This window comes from Castellaniella sp. MT123, from assembly GCF_039614765.1.
Classification (GTDB): domain Bacteria; phylum Pseudomonadota; class Gammaproteobacteria; order Burkholderiales; family Burkholderiaceae_B; genus Castellaniella.
In genome coordinates this window covers 3,112,880-3,127,653 of record NZ_CP154879.1, presented here as the reverse complement: position 1 = coordinate 3,127,653, position 14,774 = coordinate 3,112,880, and the positions used below count along the sequence as shown (strand labels likewise).

Genomic DNA, 14,774 nt, shown 5'->3' with positions numbered 1-14,774 from the left:
GGCACCCGTCAATCGTCGCCGAACGGCCCCCTGGCCGTGAACACGCCGCCCTGATAGATCCGGACGGGATCATCGGCGGCGGGTTCGGGCGTGGCTTCGACCCGCTGCCGGAAGGGCTCGGACGAATCGGCCGGCGCGTAGCCCAGATGGGCCGCCTGGCTGTTGTCCCACCAGACCTCGCGGTTGGCCGACATGCCGAACACCACCGTGTGCCCGACGTTCGGGGTGAACAGGCCGCGCCGGATCAGTTCGGTCAGATCCCTGAAACTGAGCCAGGTGTGCATCATGCGACGGTCGGTCGGCTCGGCCACCGAAGTGCCGATGCGGATACTGACCGTTTCGATCCCGTAACGGTCGTGGTAGAAGCTGGCCATCTGCTCGCCATAGACCTTGGACAGGCCGTAGTAGCCGTCGGGGCGCGTCGGCGAGCGCGCATCCAGGCGATCCGTCTGCCGGTAGAAACCGACCGTGTGGTTGGAGCTGGCGAAGATCACGCGGCGCGCCCCATGCCGGCGGGCGCCTTCGTAGATGTGGAAGACCCCCTTGATGTTGGCTTCCAGGATTTCCTCGAACGGCCGCTCGACCGATACCCCCCCCAGATGCACGATGGCATCGCAGCCCTGGACCAGGGCATCGACGGCCTGCTTGTCGGACAGATCGCAGGGCCGGACTTCCTCGTCGGCCTGCGCGTCCCCCAGCGCCTGTACGTCCGACACGCGCAGGATCCGGGCCATTGGCTTGAGCGTATCCCGCAGGACACGTCCCAATCCCCCGGCGGCACCCGTCAGCAGCAGCCGACCCAACCTGTTCTCATTCATTCCAACCTCCAACGGACTTTTATGTGGTACGTCATCATATGACGAGTCTAAAAAAAAGGCACCCCATGGGGGTGTCCTGAAGCCGGATCAGCTCTGCATGCCCCAGCGCCGGACGGTCCGTTTTTCCACCAGGCGGAAGACGAAGTTTTCCACGATCAAGCCGATCACGATCACCGTCAGCAGTCCGGCGAACACCGCCGGGATGTCCAGCAGATTGCGGTTCTCGAAGATGTACCACCCCAGACCACCCTTGCCCGAAGACACGCCGAAGACCAGTTCGGCGGCGATCAAAGTGCGCCAGGCGAAGGCCCAGGCGATCTTCAGGCCCGTCAAAATCGCGGGAAACGCCGCCGGGATCAGGATCAGGGACACGTAGCGCAAACCGGTCAGTTCATAATTTCGGCCCACCATGCGCAAAGTCTGCGACACCGACAGGAAACCGCCTTGTGTGTTCAGCGCGACAACCCAGACGACCGAATGCAGCAGCACGAAGACAATGCTGGTCGTGCCCAGACCAAACCACAGCAGCGCAAGCGGCAGGAGCGCGATCGCGGGCAGCGGATTGAACATCGCCGTCATGACTTCCAGGAAGTCCGTCCCGATGCGCGTACTGATCGCCAGGATCGTCAGCGCGGCGGCGATCACGATGCCGGTGACATACCCGAGGACCAGAATCCGCAATGACGTCCACGCGCGATCGACCAGCACACCGCTCTGGATGCTGCTGACGAAAGAGCTGACCGTATCCGACAGCGTGGGAAACAGCAGGGTGTTGTTTACCACGCTGCCATAGACCTGCCAGGCGATCGCCAGAACGACGATGATCGCCGTCTTGCGCAGGAACGTCTGGTTCCAGAGCCGGTGCCAGACGGAAAGCTGGCGTTCGAGCACGACGGTCTTGCGCTGGCCGTCCTGTTCCCGTTGTCTCAAGGTAATCGTTGCCTGACCCATCATGAATGCTCCGTCATCGCTTCAGCAAAAAGCATGTCGTGTATCTCGCGCTCGAGTGCCGCCGCCGAGCCGTCTTCCCGTGCCACCGCGCTCACGTCGCTGATTTCCGCCTTGACCTCGCCCGGGTGCGGCGACAGCAGCAGGATCCGGTTGCCGATGCGAATGGCCTCGGCAATCGAGTGCGTGACGAACATCACGGTGAAGTGAGTGCCTTCCCAGAGCTGCAGCAGTTCGTCCTGCATCTGCTGACGGGTCAGCGCATCCAGGGCGGCGAAAGGTTCGTCCATCAACAGGATGTCCGGCTCCATGCACATCCCACGCGCGATGGCCACGCGCTGCTTCATGCCGCCCGACAGGGTATGCGTGTAGCTATTGGCGAACTTTTCCAGCTGGACCTTTTTGACAAAGGCCATGGCCTTGTCGCGCGCCTCGGACCGGTGCATTTTGCGGGCCACGATCAACGGGAACATGACGTTTTCCAGCACGGTCTTCCAGGGCAGCAGCTGATCGAACTCCTGGAAGACCATCATCCGGTCGGCACCCGGCCGCTTGACCGCCTGCCCCTTGATGCGGATCTCTCCTTCGTCGGGGGCGAGGTAGCCCCCGACGGCCTTCAGGAGAGTGGATTTTCCGCAACCTGACGGGCCCAGCAACACAAAACGATCACCGCTGTCCACGTCGAAACTGACCTTGGAGGTTGCAGTGACAATGCTTTCCGACGTCTTGTAGCGCAACGTGACGGAATCGACCTCAAGCAGATGCGGCATGATGAAACTCCGTGACCCTCAGTTAGTTACCGTTCAGGGAAGCCGACGCGGGCAGGAAATAATCCGTCCACTTCGTGGGCATGGTCTTCAGGATGCCGACTTTGTGCATGTGCTCGGCAAACTTCATGGATCCCAGCGGCTGAGTGGTGTAATCCATCATGCCGGGCTGGGCCAGAAGATCCATCAGCTCTTCAGGGCTCGTCTTGTCACCGCTGAGCTCGCGGTAGATGTCGACGGATTCTCGCGTGTGAGCCTTGATGTAGTCGATGGCCTGTTGCGAAGCCATCAGCACCGCCTGGATGATCTTCGGGTTGGCATCCGCAAACTTGGTCGTAGTAAACAGCGTGGACTGCGACAGGCCACCCTTGACGATGTCCGTCGAGCGGATCACGACATGGGCGTTGGGCACGGTCTTGAGCTCACGGTACGAGTACGGCGGCGCGCCGAAATGCGAACCGACTTCGCCACTGGGGTTGGCCAGCATGGCCGCCGCATCCGGGTGTCCCATCTGGACGGTATTGGCATCCAGCCTGGACCATTGGTCGGGTCCGAAGAGCTGTGCGGCCGCCATCTGCAGCAGCAGCGCCTGGGTGGAGACCCGGACCGTCGGCACGGCGATCTTGTCCTTCGGGCCGTAGTCCTTGAGCGAATGGATCTTCGGGTTGCGCGTCACCAGATCTTCCGGCAGCGCGGAATTCGTCGCGATCCCCTTGACCTGCCCCTTCGTGCGATCCCACAGCAGCAACATGTTCCCCAGGCCGCTATTGACGATCTGGACGTTTCCGGACAAGAGCGCATCGGTCGCCGCGCCGCCGCCGCTGAACGACCGCCAGTTGACCTTCAGACCCGTTACGCCTTCCTTGGCGGCTGCCTTTTCGATCAGCCCCTGCTTTTCCATGACCAGGGCCGGCAGGTAGAGAATGCTGGGTTGCTTGGTGATCATGATCTCGTGGGCTTCCTGGGCCGTCGCGGCGCCGCTGAACGCAGCGGCTGCGGCACAGACGGTCACACTCAGGCTGATGCGAGAAAGTAATTTCATGGCAAGTCTCCATCCGTTGTGAAAGTCTTAATTTTTAGGACACCCGGATTCTGCTCAATCCCAGGATATATCGTCCGTCATCATACGACCAAAAAACCAGGCATGACAGCAGAGATATCTAGGGAAATCCCTGAATTCTGGGGATCATCCGTATGACGACAGACCTGTTCTCCCTTCCGCCACACGCCCTGCAGGCCACCCAGGTCATCAGACGTCCACGGAGCCGCCCGCATGACAATCGAAGCCTGAAAGACCAGCTAGGACACGGGCGTAAAATCGAAAACCTGACAACCCAACAAGGACATCACCGTGTTTCCTCAACGACTGACCGACGGCTACGCATCCTTCCTGCACGGGCGCCTGGCGACAGAACACGCGCGCTATCAGGAACTGGCGGAAAAAGGCCAGCATCCGGACATCATGCTGATCAGTTGCGGAGATTCACGAGTGGCTCCGGAAACGATCTTCGATGCGGGGCCCGGCGAGATGTTCGTGGTGCGCAACATCGCGGGCATCGTCCCGCCTTGCGACACAGACCCGGAAACTGCCTATCACGGCACCAGCGCCTGCGTGGAATTTGGCGTCAACGCTCTAGAGGTCAGCCACATCGTCATCATGGGCCATGCCAGCTGCGGCGGCGTGGCGGCTTACGCCAACAAGGCAGCCCCTTTGTCCAAGCGCGATTTCATCGGTAAATGGATGTCGCAGATCCAGCCGGTGGCCGACAAGGTCGGGCCCCAGACCGGCGACCACGCCGAGTGGATCCGCAACATGGAATGGGGTGTGGTGGAATACAGCATGAACAACCTGATGACATTTCCGGCGGTGCGCGAACGCGTCGAAGCCGGCCTGCTGACCATCCACGGCGCCTATTTCGGCGTGGCGACCGGCGTGCTGTTCATCCGCAACCCAAAAACCGGAAAGTTCGAGCCCTATCAGGAATGAACGCAGGGGCGGGCCGCCACAGGATTGCCCCGGCGCCAGGGGCATCTTCAGGCGGGCCGCCAGTCCAGCGGCCAGTCGCCACGGCGTGCGTTCTGCAGCCACAAGGCGCAGCTGAGCGTCTTGGCATCGGTGACACCACCGGTGCGGCAGGCCTCGAAGAACGCGTCATCCGACATCGTTCGAACGTCCAGGAATTCGTCTTCGTCCAGATGCCGGGCCCCCGCCCGCAGGTCCCGCGCAAAGAAGATATGGATGACCTCGGTGGAATACGCGATCGCCAGATGCAGGTCGCCGGCATGCGCCCACTGCCCTGCCGTATAGCCGGTTTCCTCTTGCAGTTCCCGCTGCGCGCAGCGCAACGAATCTTCGCCGGGATCCAGCTTGCCCGCCGGAAATTCCGTCATGACCCGCCCCACCGGGTAGCGGAACTGGCGCTCCAGCAGCACATGATCCGCATCCAGCAGCGGAATAATGACCACGGCTCCTGGGTGCACGATGTATTCCCGTGTGGACGTGGCCCCATCGGGCATGCGGACGGTATCGCGACGCGCCTTTAAAAAGCTGCCCTCACACAGGGATTCGCTGCGAAGCAGGGTTTCGCGCAGATGGGGATCGGAAGCGTCGGACATGGGGGTCCTGAATGGTTGCGGATGCCGGCGGGCCAAAAAGGATAACAAATATACACGCATCGCAAGACGCCCCAGCCATCGAAACAAGCACCAGGAAGCGCCTATACTTGCTTTAGTTTTTCACCCAGAGTCCCTTTCATGAAGCTGTCTTCCGCCGCCGGAACCGGCCATCACCACTGAAGGCTGTCCCGTCTTGAAGAAATTCCTGCTGCTTGTCTGGGGGCTGCTGCTCTGCCCCCAGATCGTCTGGGGACAGGCCTCCCTGATCGCAACATCCCTGTCGCCCGGCACGGTCCTGGCCCAGCCGCCCGCCAGGATCACGCTGGCCTTCAATGAACCCGTCAGCGTCACGCTCGTCCAGCTGATCGACCCGCAGGGCCGCAAGCTGCCCGCGCACGCGGTGCGCGACGGGGCGACCGAAATCCACATCCCGGTGCCGGTGGACACCACACAGGGCACCTATCTGCTGAGCTGGCGTGTGGTCTCAGCGGACGGCCAGCCGGTGGGCGGCACCCTGGACTACGCGGTAGGCGCGCCCAACGCACAGAACAGCGCCACAGAGCCTCCCTCCCAGGGCCTGCGCAACGGCCTTATCTGGCTGGCACGCTGGCTCGGCTATCTGTGCCTGTTCGCCACCGTGGGAGGCGCCCTGTTCCGGACCCTGAACCCGACCGACCGACAGGGCTGGGCACGGCCGTTTCTGATCACGGGGCTGGCATTGATCCCGGTCGATCTTGTGCTGCAGGGGCTCGACCTGCAGGATGCCGGATGGGCCGGACTGATCGCCCCTTCAGTCTGGGGGGCCGCTCTGGCCAGCCGATACGCCTGGACCCTGGGCCTGATGGTCCTGGCACTGCTGGCCGCCAGCCGGGCGATGAATACCCAAGGCGCGGGGGCGACCCGTATCGCCGCGCTGACCAGTCTCATCCTGGCGGGACTGGCCCTGGCCGCCAGCGGCCACGCGGGCACGGCCGATCCCCAATGGCTGGCACGGCCGGCCGTGACCCTGCACGTCATGATGGCCATCTTCTGGATCGGCGCCCTGATCCCGCTGGCACGTTCCCTGAACCGGCATCGCACCGCGCACTCCGCCGGTGGCGCCTCCGCCGCGCGATCCACATCCACGCCCTCGGGCAGTCGCGCCCAGACCTCTGCCGCCAGCCTGTCAACCGCCGAGCCGCTGGCCCGCTTTTCGGCCTGGATCGTCTCCGCGGTCCTGCTGCTGGCCGGCACGGGGTTGGTGCTGACGGGGCTGCAGGTGGATCGCCTGAGCGATCTGTGGCAAACCGACTATGGCCAGCTGCTGCTCGCCAAGCTGGCGCTGGTCGTCCTGTTGCTGCTGCTGGCCACCGGCAACCGCTGGCGGCTGACGCGGCCGGCATTGGCCGGCTCCGCCGTCGCACAACAACGGCTGCAGCGCGGCATCTGGCTGGAAGTCGTCGTAGGCGTGCTGATCCTGGTTGCGGTTTCGCTCTGGCGCTTCACACCGCCACCCCGCAGCCTGGATGCCGCCGCTGGCGCCTACCAGGGCCGAATGCAGCATCTGAACTTCCCGAAGTCGCTGGAAAATTCCCAGGTCCGCGCGCTGCTCGCGCCTGCCGGGCGCCACGGCAACGTCTGGTCGATCCGGCTGGAAACGCCGGCGGGCAAACCATTCAAGGCCCAGGCGGTCACGCTGAATCTGAGCAACCCGTCCGAAGGCATCGAGCCGCTGTCCCGTCAGGCCAACCGACGCAAGGACAGCGACTGGCTCGTCGGCCTGCCGCCGCTACCCGATACCGGTCAGTGGCAGGTGACGCTGGACGTGCTGGTGGACGATTTCGACCAGATCACACTGGACGGACCGCCCGCCGCCTCGTCTACGGCGCGGATGGCGGACCCCGTCGATTCCGGTCACTAAGACTGCGGAGCCCTCATGTTTACTCTGTCACCCCGAACCCACGCGAGCAAGGCCGCGCACTACGCCGACCTGGCCGAGCAGGCGCACGGCCTGATCTCAGGCGAGCCCGATCTGATCGCCAATGCGGCGAATTTCAGCGCCCTGGTCTTTCACAGCCTACCGCAGCTGAATTGGGCGGGCTTCTATCTGTTCGACGGCACCGAACTGGTGGTCGGCCCCTTCCAGGGCAAGCCGGCCTGCATCCGCATCGCGCTGGGCAAGGGCGTCTGCGGAACGGCGGCGCAAACCCGGCAGACCCAGGTCGTGCAGGACGTGAACGCATTCGCCGGCCACATCCCCTGCGATTCGGCCTCGCAGTCGGAAATCGTGGTTCCGCTGGTGCACGCCGACGGTTCCCTGCTGGGCGTCTGGGACGTGGACAGCCCGGTCATAGGGCGTTTCGACGAGGAAGACCGGCACGGCATGGAAGCGCTGTGCCGGGTGTTCATGGGGCATCGATCCGCTTAGCGATCGCCTGCCCCATTTCAGTCGTACTGGCCGTACCGCCCAGGTCGCGAGTGCGCGGCCCGTGTTCCAGGACCTGCTCGATCGCGGTCATGAGTTCAGCGGCGGCGGTCTGGCAGGCCGGTTCCTGCTGCCCCAGGAATTCCAGCATCATGACCGCCGACCAGATCATGCCGACCGGGTTGGCGATGTTCTGTCCATAGATGTCCGGCGCGGACCCATGCACAGGCTCGAAGAGCGACGGGAAGGCGCGTTCCGGATTCAGGTTGGCCGACGGCGCGATGCCGATCGTGCCGGTGCAGGCGGGCCCCAGATCGGACAGGATGTCGCCAAACAGGTTGGACGCCACCACGACGTCGAAGCGCTGCGGCTGCAGCACGAACCGGGCGCACAGAATGTCGATGTGATGTTTGTCCCAGGCGACGTCGGGATAGTGCGCGGCCATGGCCTGCAGCCGTTCATCCCAGTACGGCATGCTGATCGCGATGCCGTTGGATTTGGTGGCGGATGTCAGCTGGCGCCGGGGCCGCCGTTGCGCCAGTTCGAAGGCGTATTTCAATACCCGGTCGGTCCCGTGGCGGGAAAAGACCGATTCCTGGATCACGACTTCGCGATCGGTGCCCTCGTAGATCCGGCCGCCCAGATTGGTGTATTCGCCTTCGGTATTCTCGCGCACCACCCAAAAATCGATGTCGCCCGGTTTGCGGCCCGCCAACGGCGCCGCCACGCCCGGCATCTGGCGGACCGGCCGCAGATTGATGTATTGGTCGAATCCGCGGCGGAACTTCAAGAGCGACCCCCACAGGGACACGTGGTCCGGCAGCACGTCGGGCCAGCCGACCGCCCCGAAGAGGATCGCGTCGAAGTCCCGCAGGTGCTCGAACCAGTCCGCAGGCAGCATGTCGCCATGACGCTGCCAGTATTCGGCGCAGGCCCAGTCCAGATGTTCGTACCGCAGGGACAGGCCGTGACGGCGCTGCAGGACTTCCAGAGCCCGCAAGGCTTCGGGCATGACTTCCTTGCCGATTCCGTCGCCCGGAATTACGGCGATTTTGAATGTGCGCATGACGTGACCGCCAAAATGACAATTTTTAGCATGCGCCGGCCGGATTGAGCGAATCCCCGTCCGCATGCACGCCGGATGCGCCGATGTTGGCCACGCCAAAGGTCAGGGGCGCTCGCCGCGCGCCAGGCGGGCCTCGATGGCGGCGATCACGGGTGGCAGTTCAGCGACCGTCCGGATGACGTAATGTGCGCCGGCCCCCCATAATTTTTCTTCCGCGGGGCGGCAATGGGCCGATTGTTGGTCGGATGACAACGCCGACCAGCCATCCCAGGTCAGGCCGACCTCATTGCCGGATGCGGACAGACCCACAGTCCACATCCCGGCGGCCAGTCCTTCCGCAATGCCGGGCACGGTATCGTCCACCTTGACGCAGGCCACCACGTCGCGGCTGCCCAGCTCGATCATGTTCGCCAACGCCATCCAGGGGCCGGGGCGCCCGCCCACCTTCAGATCGTCGCTGGCGACCACATGATCGGGCGCATAACCGGCCTGCGCGGCGATTCCGACCAGGACTTCCATGATCTGGCGTGGATACCCCGAGCAGGAACCGATGCGGATGCCGCGTCCGCGCAGTTCCGCCACGGTCTGCAAGGCACCCGGAATCGGCGCCGAATACTGCCCTACCCGGGCAACCTGCAGGGGCATGAAGGCGGCATAGACCGCATCCACATCCGCGCGGCTCATCGCATGACCATACCTGGCTCGCCAGCGCGCATCGATCTCCGGCACCTGGCCCAACATCCGGATGTGATCCCATTTCGCCAGGCCCATCGGACCGCGCGCTTCTTCCAGCGTGATGGCAACGCCCAGTTCGGCAAATGCGTCCACCAACACCTGCGTCGGTGCGAAAGAACCAAAATCGACGATGGTGCCGGCCCAGTCGAAGATGACCGTATCGATCGACAGGGGGATATCGCGGGTCGCATGCGAGCGCATGATCTCATTCCATGTGATGAAGGGGGATGTCGGCGGTACGGCCGGCTTCCGGTTGCGGCAACCAGCCCAGCTCCATCAACGCCGCCTGCACGGCGGTCACGGCCTGCCGGATCTCGCCCTGATCGATCGCGCCGATGCAGCCGACACGAAAAGTCTCCACCCGCGTCAGCTTGCCCGGATACAGCAGGAAGCCACGCGCGCGCACGGCATCGTAGAAACGTCCGAAGTCATAGTCCGGATGATCAGGGGCATGCCAGGTCACGATGATGGGCGCTTGCAGATCGTCCGGCAGGAAACGGCGCAGACCCAGGCCTTCGAGCCCCGCGCACAAGGCCGCGCAATTGGCGGTGTAGCGGGCCAGCCGGGCGGGCTGCCCGCCCTCGTCCCGGTACTGGTCCAGCGCGCTGGCGAAGGCCGCCACGACATGCGTCGGCGGCGTGAAGCGCCACTGCCCGGTCCGCCGCATATAGTCATGCTGATCGACGAGATCCAGGGCCAGGGAGTGGCTGTTGCCATCGGCGGCGGCCAGCGCTTCCTGGCGCACGATCACGAAACTGACGCCCGGCACGCCTTCCAGGCACTTGTTGCTGGATGCGATCAGCGCATCGTAGGGTACCGCCCGCGCGTCCAGCGTCAAGGCGCCAAAGGCGCTCATCGCATCGACGATCAGGCGCCGTCCGGCGATCGCCACTACGTTGGCGATCGCAGCCACCGGATTGAGGATGCCGGTGCTGGTCTCGCACTGGATCACGCCGACGTGGCTGATGGTCGGATCGGCCTCCAGCCGGGCCGCCACCTCGGCGGGCTCGTGCCAGGCATCGTCCACGACCTCATAGACCGCAACCTGCCGGCCGATCGCCCCGGCGATCCGCGCCATGCGTTTGCCATAGACGCCATTGACCAGCACCAGCAGCTTTCCGCCGCGCGGCACCAGATTGCCGACGGCCGCCTCGACGGCGAACGTCCCTGAACCCTGCAGGGGAACGCACACATGGGTCGCCTGCGCGCCGGCGATCGCCACCAACTGGCGGCAGACGCTGGCGGTCATGGCACTGAAGGCACTGTCCCACGAGCCCCAGTCGCTCAGCATGGCAGCCTTGGTGGCCAGACTGGTCGTCAACGGTCCTGGAGTCAGCAAAATAGGTTCACGCATGGGATTCGATCCGGAAACAGGAACAGGCCGCCAAAGAAACGGGGCTACCGATCATCGGCGGTTTCATGGCTGGCGCCACCGCTGCGTGCGCCGGGTCAGCCAGCCTGACAGGAGGGCAAACAGCAGCGATACGACAGCCGAGGACGCGACGATCAACGTCGCCATGGCAGCCGCGGCGGCGGTGTCGCCCGCATCGTCCATATTGAGCACGGCCACCGAGGCCAGCACGGTGTCGGGGGTGTAGAGGAAGATCACGGCCGACACGGTCGTCATGGCCGACACGAACAGGAATCGGGCGATCTCCAGGATGGCCGGCAGGCAGACCGGCACCGTAACGCGCCGGAATGTCGTCCACAGTGGCACTTTCAGCGACGCCGCCACCGCCTCGAACTCACGATCCATTTGCGCGAGCGCCGTCACAGCCGTCAGATGGGCCGTGGTGTAGAAGTGCGCGACCGTGCACAGCACCAGCAGACTCATCGTGCCGTACAGCGGCAGCCACGCATTGCCATTGAAAAAGAACACATAACCCAGGCCCAGCACCAGTCCGGGCACCGCCATCGGCAGCATGGCGAACAGCCGGATCAGGGTTCGCGCCAGGGCCGCGCCGGTCAGCTTTTCCTGCAGCCAGGCCCCCGTGAACACGAGCGCGGTGCCGGCCAGGGCCGTCAACGCAGCCAGCCGCAGACTGTTGCGGTAGGCCAGCCAGCCACCGCCATCCATATCGTCGAAATCGAAGTGGGCCAGGGTCAGGTCCAGGCGATACGGCCACAGATGGATGAAGGCCGCCGCCACCGCCATGCCCAGCATGACGAGCAAGCTGCCTCCGACGGCCACGCAGACCAGCAGCCCAGCTGTGCTGGCCATCCGCGAGTCGGTCGGCCGCAGTGGCCGCGCCTGGGCCGTCAGCAGCGCTTTTTGGCGCTTTTGCAAAGCGTGATCGACCCAGAAGCTGAAGACCGCCGGCAGGAGCAGCAGCAGGCCGATCACCGCGCCTTTGGGGAAATTCTGCTGGCCGATCACCTGCTTGTAAGCCTCGACCGCCAGCACGGGATACTGTCCCCCGATCACCTTGGGGACGCCAAAGTCCGTGATGACCAGCGTGAACACCACCATCGCCGCCGACACCAGGCCGTAGCGCGCCGAGGGCAGCGTGATGGTCAGCCACTGACGCACGCGGCCCGCCCCCAGGGCGCTGGCCGCCTCGTAGAGACGGGCATCAGTCACCGACAGCGCCGTGACCAGGATCATCAGCGCATGCGGAAAGGTATAGAACACCTCGCCGATCACGATCCCCGGCAGCCCGTAGATGCTGCCGTCGGGAAACCAGCTCTTGAGCAGCCCCTGGTTGCCGAACAGATAGACCAGGGAAATCGCCGGCAGCAAGGACGGCGCCAATAGCGGTATCAGGGCCAGATAGCGGAAGAGCGGCTTGCCCGGCATGCGAGTACGGGTCAGCGCTGCCGCAAAGCCGAACGCCAGCGGCATGACGATGGCCGTCGTCGACAGCGCCACGACGGCGCTATTGCCCACGATGTGGGGGAAGCCAGGAGCGGCCACAATGCCGACGAAATGCGCCAGGCCCACAAAACTGCCGTCGGCGCCCGCCAGCGCCTTGCCCAGGATGGCCGCCAGCGGCAGCACCAGGCCAAGCAGCAACAGCCCGACAACCACCCAGGCCAGACCGCCGGCCCAGCGCTGGGAGGCATCCCGGGGCGGCGTCCGCAGCGTCAGAACCGCGGATATCATGCCGCCACCGACGCGAACATGCGCAGCTTGTCCGCCGGCAGGGTGATCGGCACCAGGCGACCCGGCACGAGCCGCAGCACAGCCAGCTCGTCATGCGAGATGTCGGCCTGCAGGGACAGGTGCCCCCAGACCGGAACGATCAGACTGACCCGGCAGAATCCGCCCATCTGCTCGATTTTCTCCGGACGCGCCAGCGCGCTGTTGACCCCCCCGCACCAAGTGGGATGCAGGCGCACATCCTCCGGACGCAGGAACACCCGCCCTCTTTGTCCGGTCGTGGGCAGGGCATGCGTCATCGCCAGGATCACATCCCGCAGGGCGATCTGTCCGACGCCGCACACCGTGGCATCGAACCAGTTGGCCCGCCCGACAAAATCCGCCACGAACGCCGTGCGCGGCGTGCGATAGATTTCCGCGGGGGTGTCGATCTGTTCGATGCGGCCCTGGTTCATCACCACGACGCGATCGGCCATGGTGAGCGCTTCCTCCTGGTCGTGCGTGACCATCAGCGTCGTGATCCCCAGCCGGCCCTGCAAGGCCTTGATCTCGCGGCGCAAGTGTTCCCGCACGCGGGCATCGAGCGCCGACAGCGGTTCATCCAGCAACAACAGGCCGGGATTGGTTGCCAACGCACGCGCCAGCGCCACGCGCTGCTGCTGACCGCCGGACAACTGAGCCGGGTATTTGTGCCCGATACCCTGCAGGCCGATCAGATCCAGCAATTCTCCCACCCGCCGCACCTTGCCACCGTGCCGGCCCTTCAGGCCGTAGGCGATGTTGTCCGACACGGTCAGATTGGGAAACAGCGCATAGCTCTGGAAGACAATGCCGTAGTCGCGCTTCGCGGCCGGCAATTGCGTGACGTCGCGGCCCGACAGCAGAACGCAGCCGGCGCTGGGGCTTTCCAGGCCGGCGACGATCCGCAGCAAGGTCGTCTTGCCGCAGCCCGAAGGCCCCAGCAGGCACAGCAGTTCGCCTTTCTCGACGGACAAGTCGATCCCTTCGATCGCCATGAAGTCGCCAAAGCGCTTATGCAGGCCCTGCACCCTCAGCGCGGGTTCCGCGACCAGGTCGCGGCCGGCTGGAGCGTTCCAGTTCATGTTCCGAGGCTCCGACTCACTTCTTCGGCTCGGACTTGCTGTCGTAGCGCTGCGTCCAGGCCGCCAGGATGCGGTCGCGGTTCGCTGCCGACCAGCGCAAGTCCTGCTTCACGAGCAGCGACTCGTAGTTCGCGGGAATGTAGGGGTTGGAAGCGGCTACTCCTGGATAGGCCACGACCGCAAAATTCTTCGCGTAAAGTTCGTTGGCATTGCGCGAGGCGGACCAGTCGGCCAGCTTCTTGGCCGCCGCCAGGTGTTTCGTGCCCTTCATGATCGCCGTGGCCTCCACGTCCCAGCCCAGGCCTTCCTTGGGGAACACCAGATCGATCGGCGCGCCTTGCGCTTTGCTCTGCGCCGCCCGGTATTCGAAAGAGATCCCGATGGGGAATTCGCCGGTGGCCGCCTGTTTGCACGGCTTTGAGCCCGAATGCGTGTACTGGGCAATGTTCCGGTGCAAGGCATCCATGTAGGTCCATCCGCCCTCTTCGCCGAACAGCTTGAGCCAGGCTGTGACGTCGAAGTAGCCGGTACCGCTGGACGCCGGATTCGGCATCACGATCCGGCCCTGATATTCCGGCTTGGTCAGATCCTTCCAGGTCTCGGGCTTCTTCAGCCCCAGCTTCGCCGCTTCGACCGTGTTGAAGCAGATCGTCGCCCCCCAGACATCCATGCCGACCCAGGTCGGCGGATTGGCGTCATCGACATAGGCTTTGTTCAGCTTCTCCACCCCTTTGGGCGCATAGGGCTGCAACATGCCCTGCCGATCCAGCACCAGCAGCGACGAGGCGGCAACGCCCAGGACCACGTCAGCCTGCGGTGCCGCCTTCTCGGCCAGCAGCTTGGCTGTGATGATCCCGGTGGATTCCCGGACCCACTTGATCTTGACGCCGGGCACGTCTTCCTCAAATTTCCGCTGGTACGCCTTGAGTTGATCGGCTTCCAACGCGGTATAGACGGTCAGCGTGGTGTCGGCCCAGGCCTGCGCGGCAAACAGGGCGAAGAGGCCGACGGCGAGGCGGGAGAGTGTCAGGGTCTGCATAGGAATCCTTCTGTCTCGTTGGGCTCCGGATCGAGCGAGAAGGATTCTAGGGATGCAATGTGACAGGGGTGTGAATGGTCAGGGCACAGAAGACCCGGCGAGTCGCGACTCAGGGATGACACGAGGCAGGGACATCAGGCACCATGTGACCTATAGACAGGCACGTTTCCCGGGAGCC

General features: G+C 64.4%; 14 protein-coding genes. 3 read left to right on the top strand and 11 right to left on the bottom strand.

Going from position 1 to position 14,774, the window contains the following annotated elements:
• Nucleotides 1-8: 8 nt before the first annotated feature.
• The 4 genes from ABCV34_RS14735 to ABCV34_RS14720 all read right to left on the bottom strand — a co-directional run bounded on the left by ABCV34_RS14735 (nt 9) and on the right by ABCV34_RS14720 (nt 3,575).
• The gene (locus tag ABCV34_RS14735) at nt 9-818 is read right to left on the bottom strand and encodes an NAD(P)-dependent oxidoreductase (RefSeq protein WP_345796968.1); all 810 of its coding nucleotides are present in this window, start codon (nt 816-818) and stop codon (nt 9-11) included.
• 87 nt (nt 819-905) lie between these two features.
• Nucleotides 906-1,769, bottom strand: a complete 864-nt coding sequence (locus ABCV34_RS14730; protein WP_345798799.1) for an ABC transporter permease — start codon at nt 1,767-1,769, stop codon at nt 906-908.
• Nucleotides 1,769-2,536 carry an ABC transporter ATP-binding protein gene (locus tag ABCV34_RS14725; RefSeq protein ID WP_345796967.1) on the bottom strand — a complete coding sequence of 256 codons (768 nt, stop codon included), beginning with the start codon at nt 2,534-2,536 and terminating at the stop codon, nt 1,769-1,771. Before ABCV34_RS14725 ends, ABCV34_RS14730 begins: the two co-directional genes overlap by 1 nt.
• Before the next feature lie 22 nt (nt 2,537-2,558).
• On the bottom strand, nt 2,559-3,575 hold the full coding sequence (locus ABCV34_RS14720; protein ID WP_345796966.1) for an ABC transporter substrate-binding protein: 1,017 nt from the start codon (nt 3,573-3,575) through the stop codon (nt 2,559-2,561).
• 309 nt (nt 3,576-3,884) lie between these two features.
• Here ABCV34_RS14720 and ABCV34_RS14715 point away from each other — a divergent pair, with 309 nt between their 5' ends.
• Nucleotides 3,885-4,520: a carbonic anhydrase gene (locus ABCV34_RS14715; protein WP_345796965.1), complete on the top strand. Its 636-nt coding sequence runs from the start codon at nt 3,885-3,887 to the stop codon at nt 4,518-4,520.
• A gap of 47 nt (nt 4,521-4,567) precedes the next feature.
• Here the strand turns inward: ABCV34_RS14715 and ABCV34_RS14710 are convergent, their stop codons facing one another.
• Nucleotides 4,568-5,149 (bottom strand): NUDIX hydrolase, encoded by a 582-nt coding sequence (locus ABCV34_RS14710; protein ID WP_345796964.1) that lies wholly within the window; start codon nt 5,147-5,149, stop codon nt 4,568-4,570.
• Nucleotides 5,150-5,342: 193 nt separating this feature from the next.
• Here ABCV34_RS14710 and ABCV34_RS14705 point away from each other — a divergent pair, with 193 nt between their 5' ends.
• Nucleotides 5,343-7,049: a CopD family protein gene (locus ABCV34_RS14705; protein ID WP_345796963.1), complete on the top strand. Its 1,707-nt coding sequence runs from the start codon at nt 5,343-5,345 to the stop codon at nt 7,047-7,049.
• 15 nt (nt 7,050-7,064) lie between these two features.
• Nucleotides 7,065-7,556 carry a GAF domain-containing protein gene (locus ABCV34_RS14700; RefSeq protein WP_345796962.1) on the top strand — a complete coding sequence of 164 codons (492 nt, stop codon included), beginning with the start codon at nt 7,065-7,067 and terminating at the stop codon, nt 7,554-7,556.
• Here the strand turns inward: ABCV34_RS14700 and ABCV34_RS14695 are convergent.
• The 6 genes from ABCV34_RS14695 to ABCV34_RS14670 all read right to left on the bottom strand — a co-directional run bounded on the left by ABCV34_RS14695 (nt 7,534) and on the right by ABCV34_RS14670 (nt 14,596).
• Nucleotides 7,534-8,619: a tartrate dehydrogenase gene (locus tag ABCV34_RS14695; RefSeq protein ID WP_345796961.1), complete on the bottom strand. Its 1,086-nt coding sequence runs from the start codon at nt 8,617-8,619 to the stop codon at nt 7,534-7,536. The two genes, ABCV34_RS14700 and ABCV34_RS14695, sit on opposite strands and share 23 nt — an antisense overlap.
• Nucleotides 8,620-8,721: 102 nt before the next feature.
• Entirely contained in the window at nt 8,722-9,555 is an 834-nt protein-coding gene (gene phnX, locus ABCV34_RS14690; RefSeq protein WP_345796960.1) for a phosphonoacetaldehyde hydrolase, read from the bottom strand.
• A gap of 4 nt (nt 9,556-9,559) precedes the next feature.
• On the bottom strand, nt 9,560-10,708 hold the full coding sequence (locus ABCV34_RS14685; protein ID WP_345796958.1) for a 2-aminoethylphosphonate--pyruvate transaminase: 1,149 nt from the start codon (nt 10,706-10,708) through the stop codon (nt 9,560-9,562).
• Between the two features lie 63 nt (nt 10,709-10,771).
• Nucleotides 10,772-12,457 (bottom strand): putative 2-aminoethylphosphonate ABC transporter permease subunit, encoded by a 1,686-nt coding sequence (locus ABCV34_RS14680; protein ID WP_345796957.1) that lies wholly within the window; start codon nt 12,455-12,457, stop codon nt 10,772-10,774.
• On the bottom strand, nt 12,454-13,557 hold the full coding sequence (locus ABCV34_RS14675) for a putative 2-aminoethylphosphonate ABC transporter ATP-binding protein (RefSeq protein ID WP_345796955.1): 1,104 nt from the start codon (nt 13,555-13,557) through the stop codon (nt 12,454-12,456). The genes ABCV34_RS14680 and ABCV34_RS14675 overlap by 4 nt, the downstream gene beginning before the upstream one ends.
• A gap of 16 nt (nt 13,558-13,573) precedes the next feature.
• Nucleotides 13,574-14,596 carry a putative 2-aminoethylphosphonate ABC transporter substrate-binding protein gene (locus ABCV34_RS14670; RefSeq protein WP_345796953.1) on the bottom strand — a complete coding sequence of 341 codons (1,023 nt, stop codon included), beginning with the start codon at nt 14,594-14,596 and terminating at the stop codon, nt 13,574-13,576.
• Between the last annotated feature and the right edge of the window lie 178 nt (nt 14,597-14,774).

Bases quoted from the DNA above. Each gene is read 5' to 3' on its own strand.
- ABCV34_RS14735 (WP_345796968.1), bottom strand. From the start codon at position 818: ATGAATGAGAACAGGTTGGGTCGGCTGCTGCTGACGGGTGCCGCCGGG.
- ABCV34_RS14730 (WP_345798799.1), bottom strand. From the start codon at position 1,769: ATGGGTCAGGCAACGATTACCTTGAGACAACGGGAACAGGACGGCCAG.
- ABCV34_RS14725 (WP_345796967.1), bottom strand. From the start codon at position 2,536: ATGCCGCATCTGCTTGAGGTCGATTCCGTCACGTTGCGCTACAAGACG.
- ABCV34_RS14720 (WP_345796966.1), bottom strand. From the start codon at position 3,575: ATGAAATTACTTTCTCGCATCAGCCTGAGTGTGACCGTCTGTGCCGCA.
- ABCV34_RS14710 (WP_345796964.1), bottom strand. From the start codon at position 5,149: ATGTCCGACGCTTCCGATCCCCATCTGCGCGAAACCCTGCTTCGCAGC.
- ABCV34_RS14700 (WP_345796962.1), top strand. From the start codon at position 7,065: ATGTTTACTCTGTCACCCCGAACCCACGCGAGCAAGGCCGCGCACTAC.
- ABCV34_RS14695 (WP_345796961.1), bottom strand. From the start codon at position 8,619: ATGCGCACATTCAAAATCGCCGTAATTCCGGGCGACGGAATCGGCAAG.
- phnX (WP_345796960.1), bottom strand. From the start codon at position 9,555: ATGCGCTCGCATGCGACCCGCGATATCCCCCTGTCGATCGATACGGTC.
- ABCV34_RS14685 (WP_345796958.1), bottom strand. From the start codon at position 10,708: ATGCGTGAACCTATTTTGCTGACTCCAGGACCGTTGACGACCAGTCTG.
- ABCV34_RS14680 (WP_345796957.1), bottom strand. From the start codon at position 12,457: ATGATATCCGCGGTTCTGACGCTGCGGACGCCGCCCCGGGATGCCTCC.
- ABCV34_RS14675 (WP_345796955.1), bottom strand. From the start codon at position 13,557: ATGAACTGGAACGCTCCAGCCGGCCGCGACCTGGTCGCGGAACCCGCG.
- ABCV34_RS14670 (WP_345796953.1), bottom strand. From the start codon at position 14,596: ATGCAGACCCTGACACTCTCCCGCCTCGCCGTCGGCCTCTTCGCCCTG.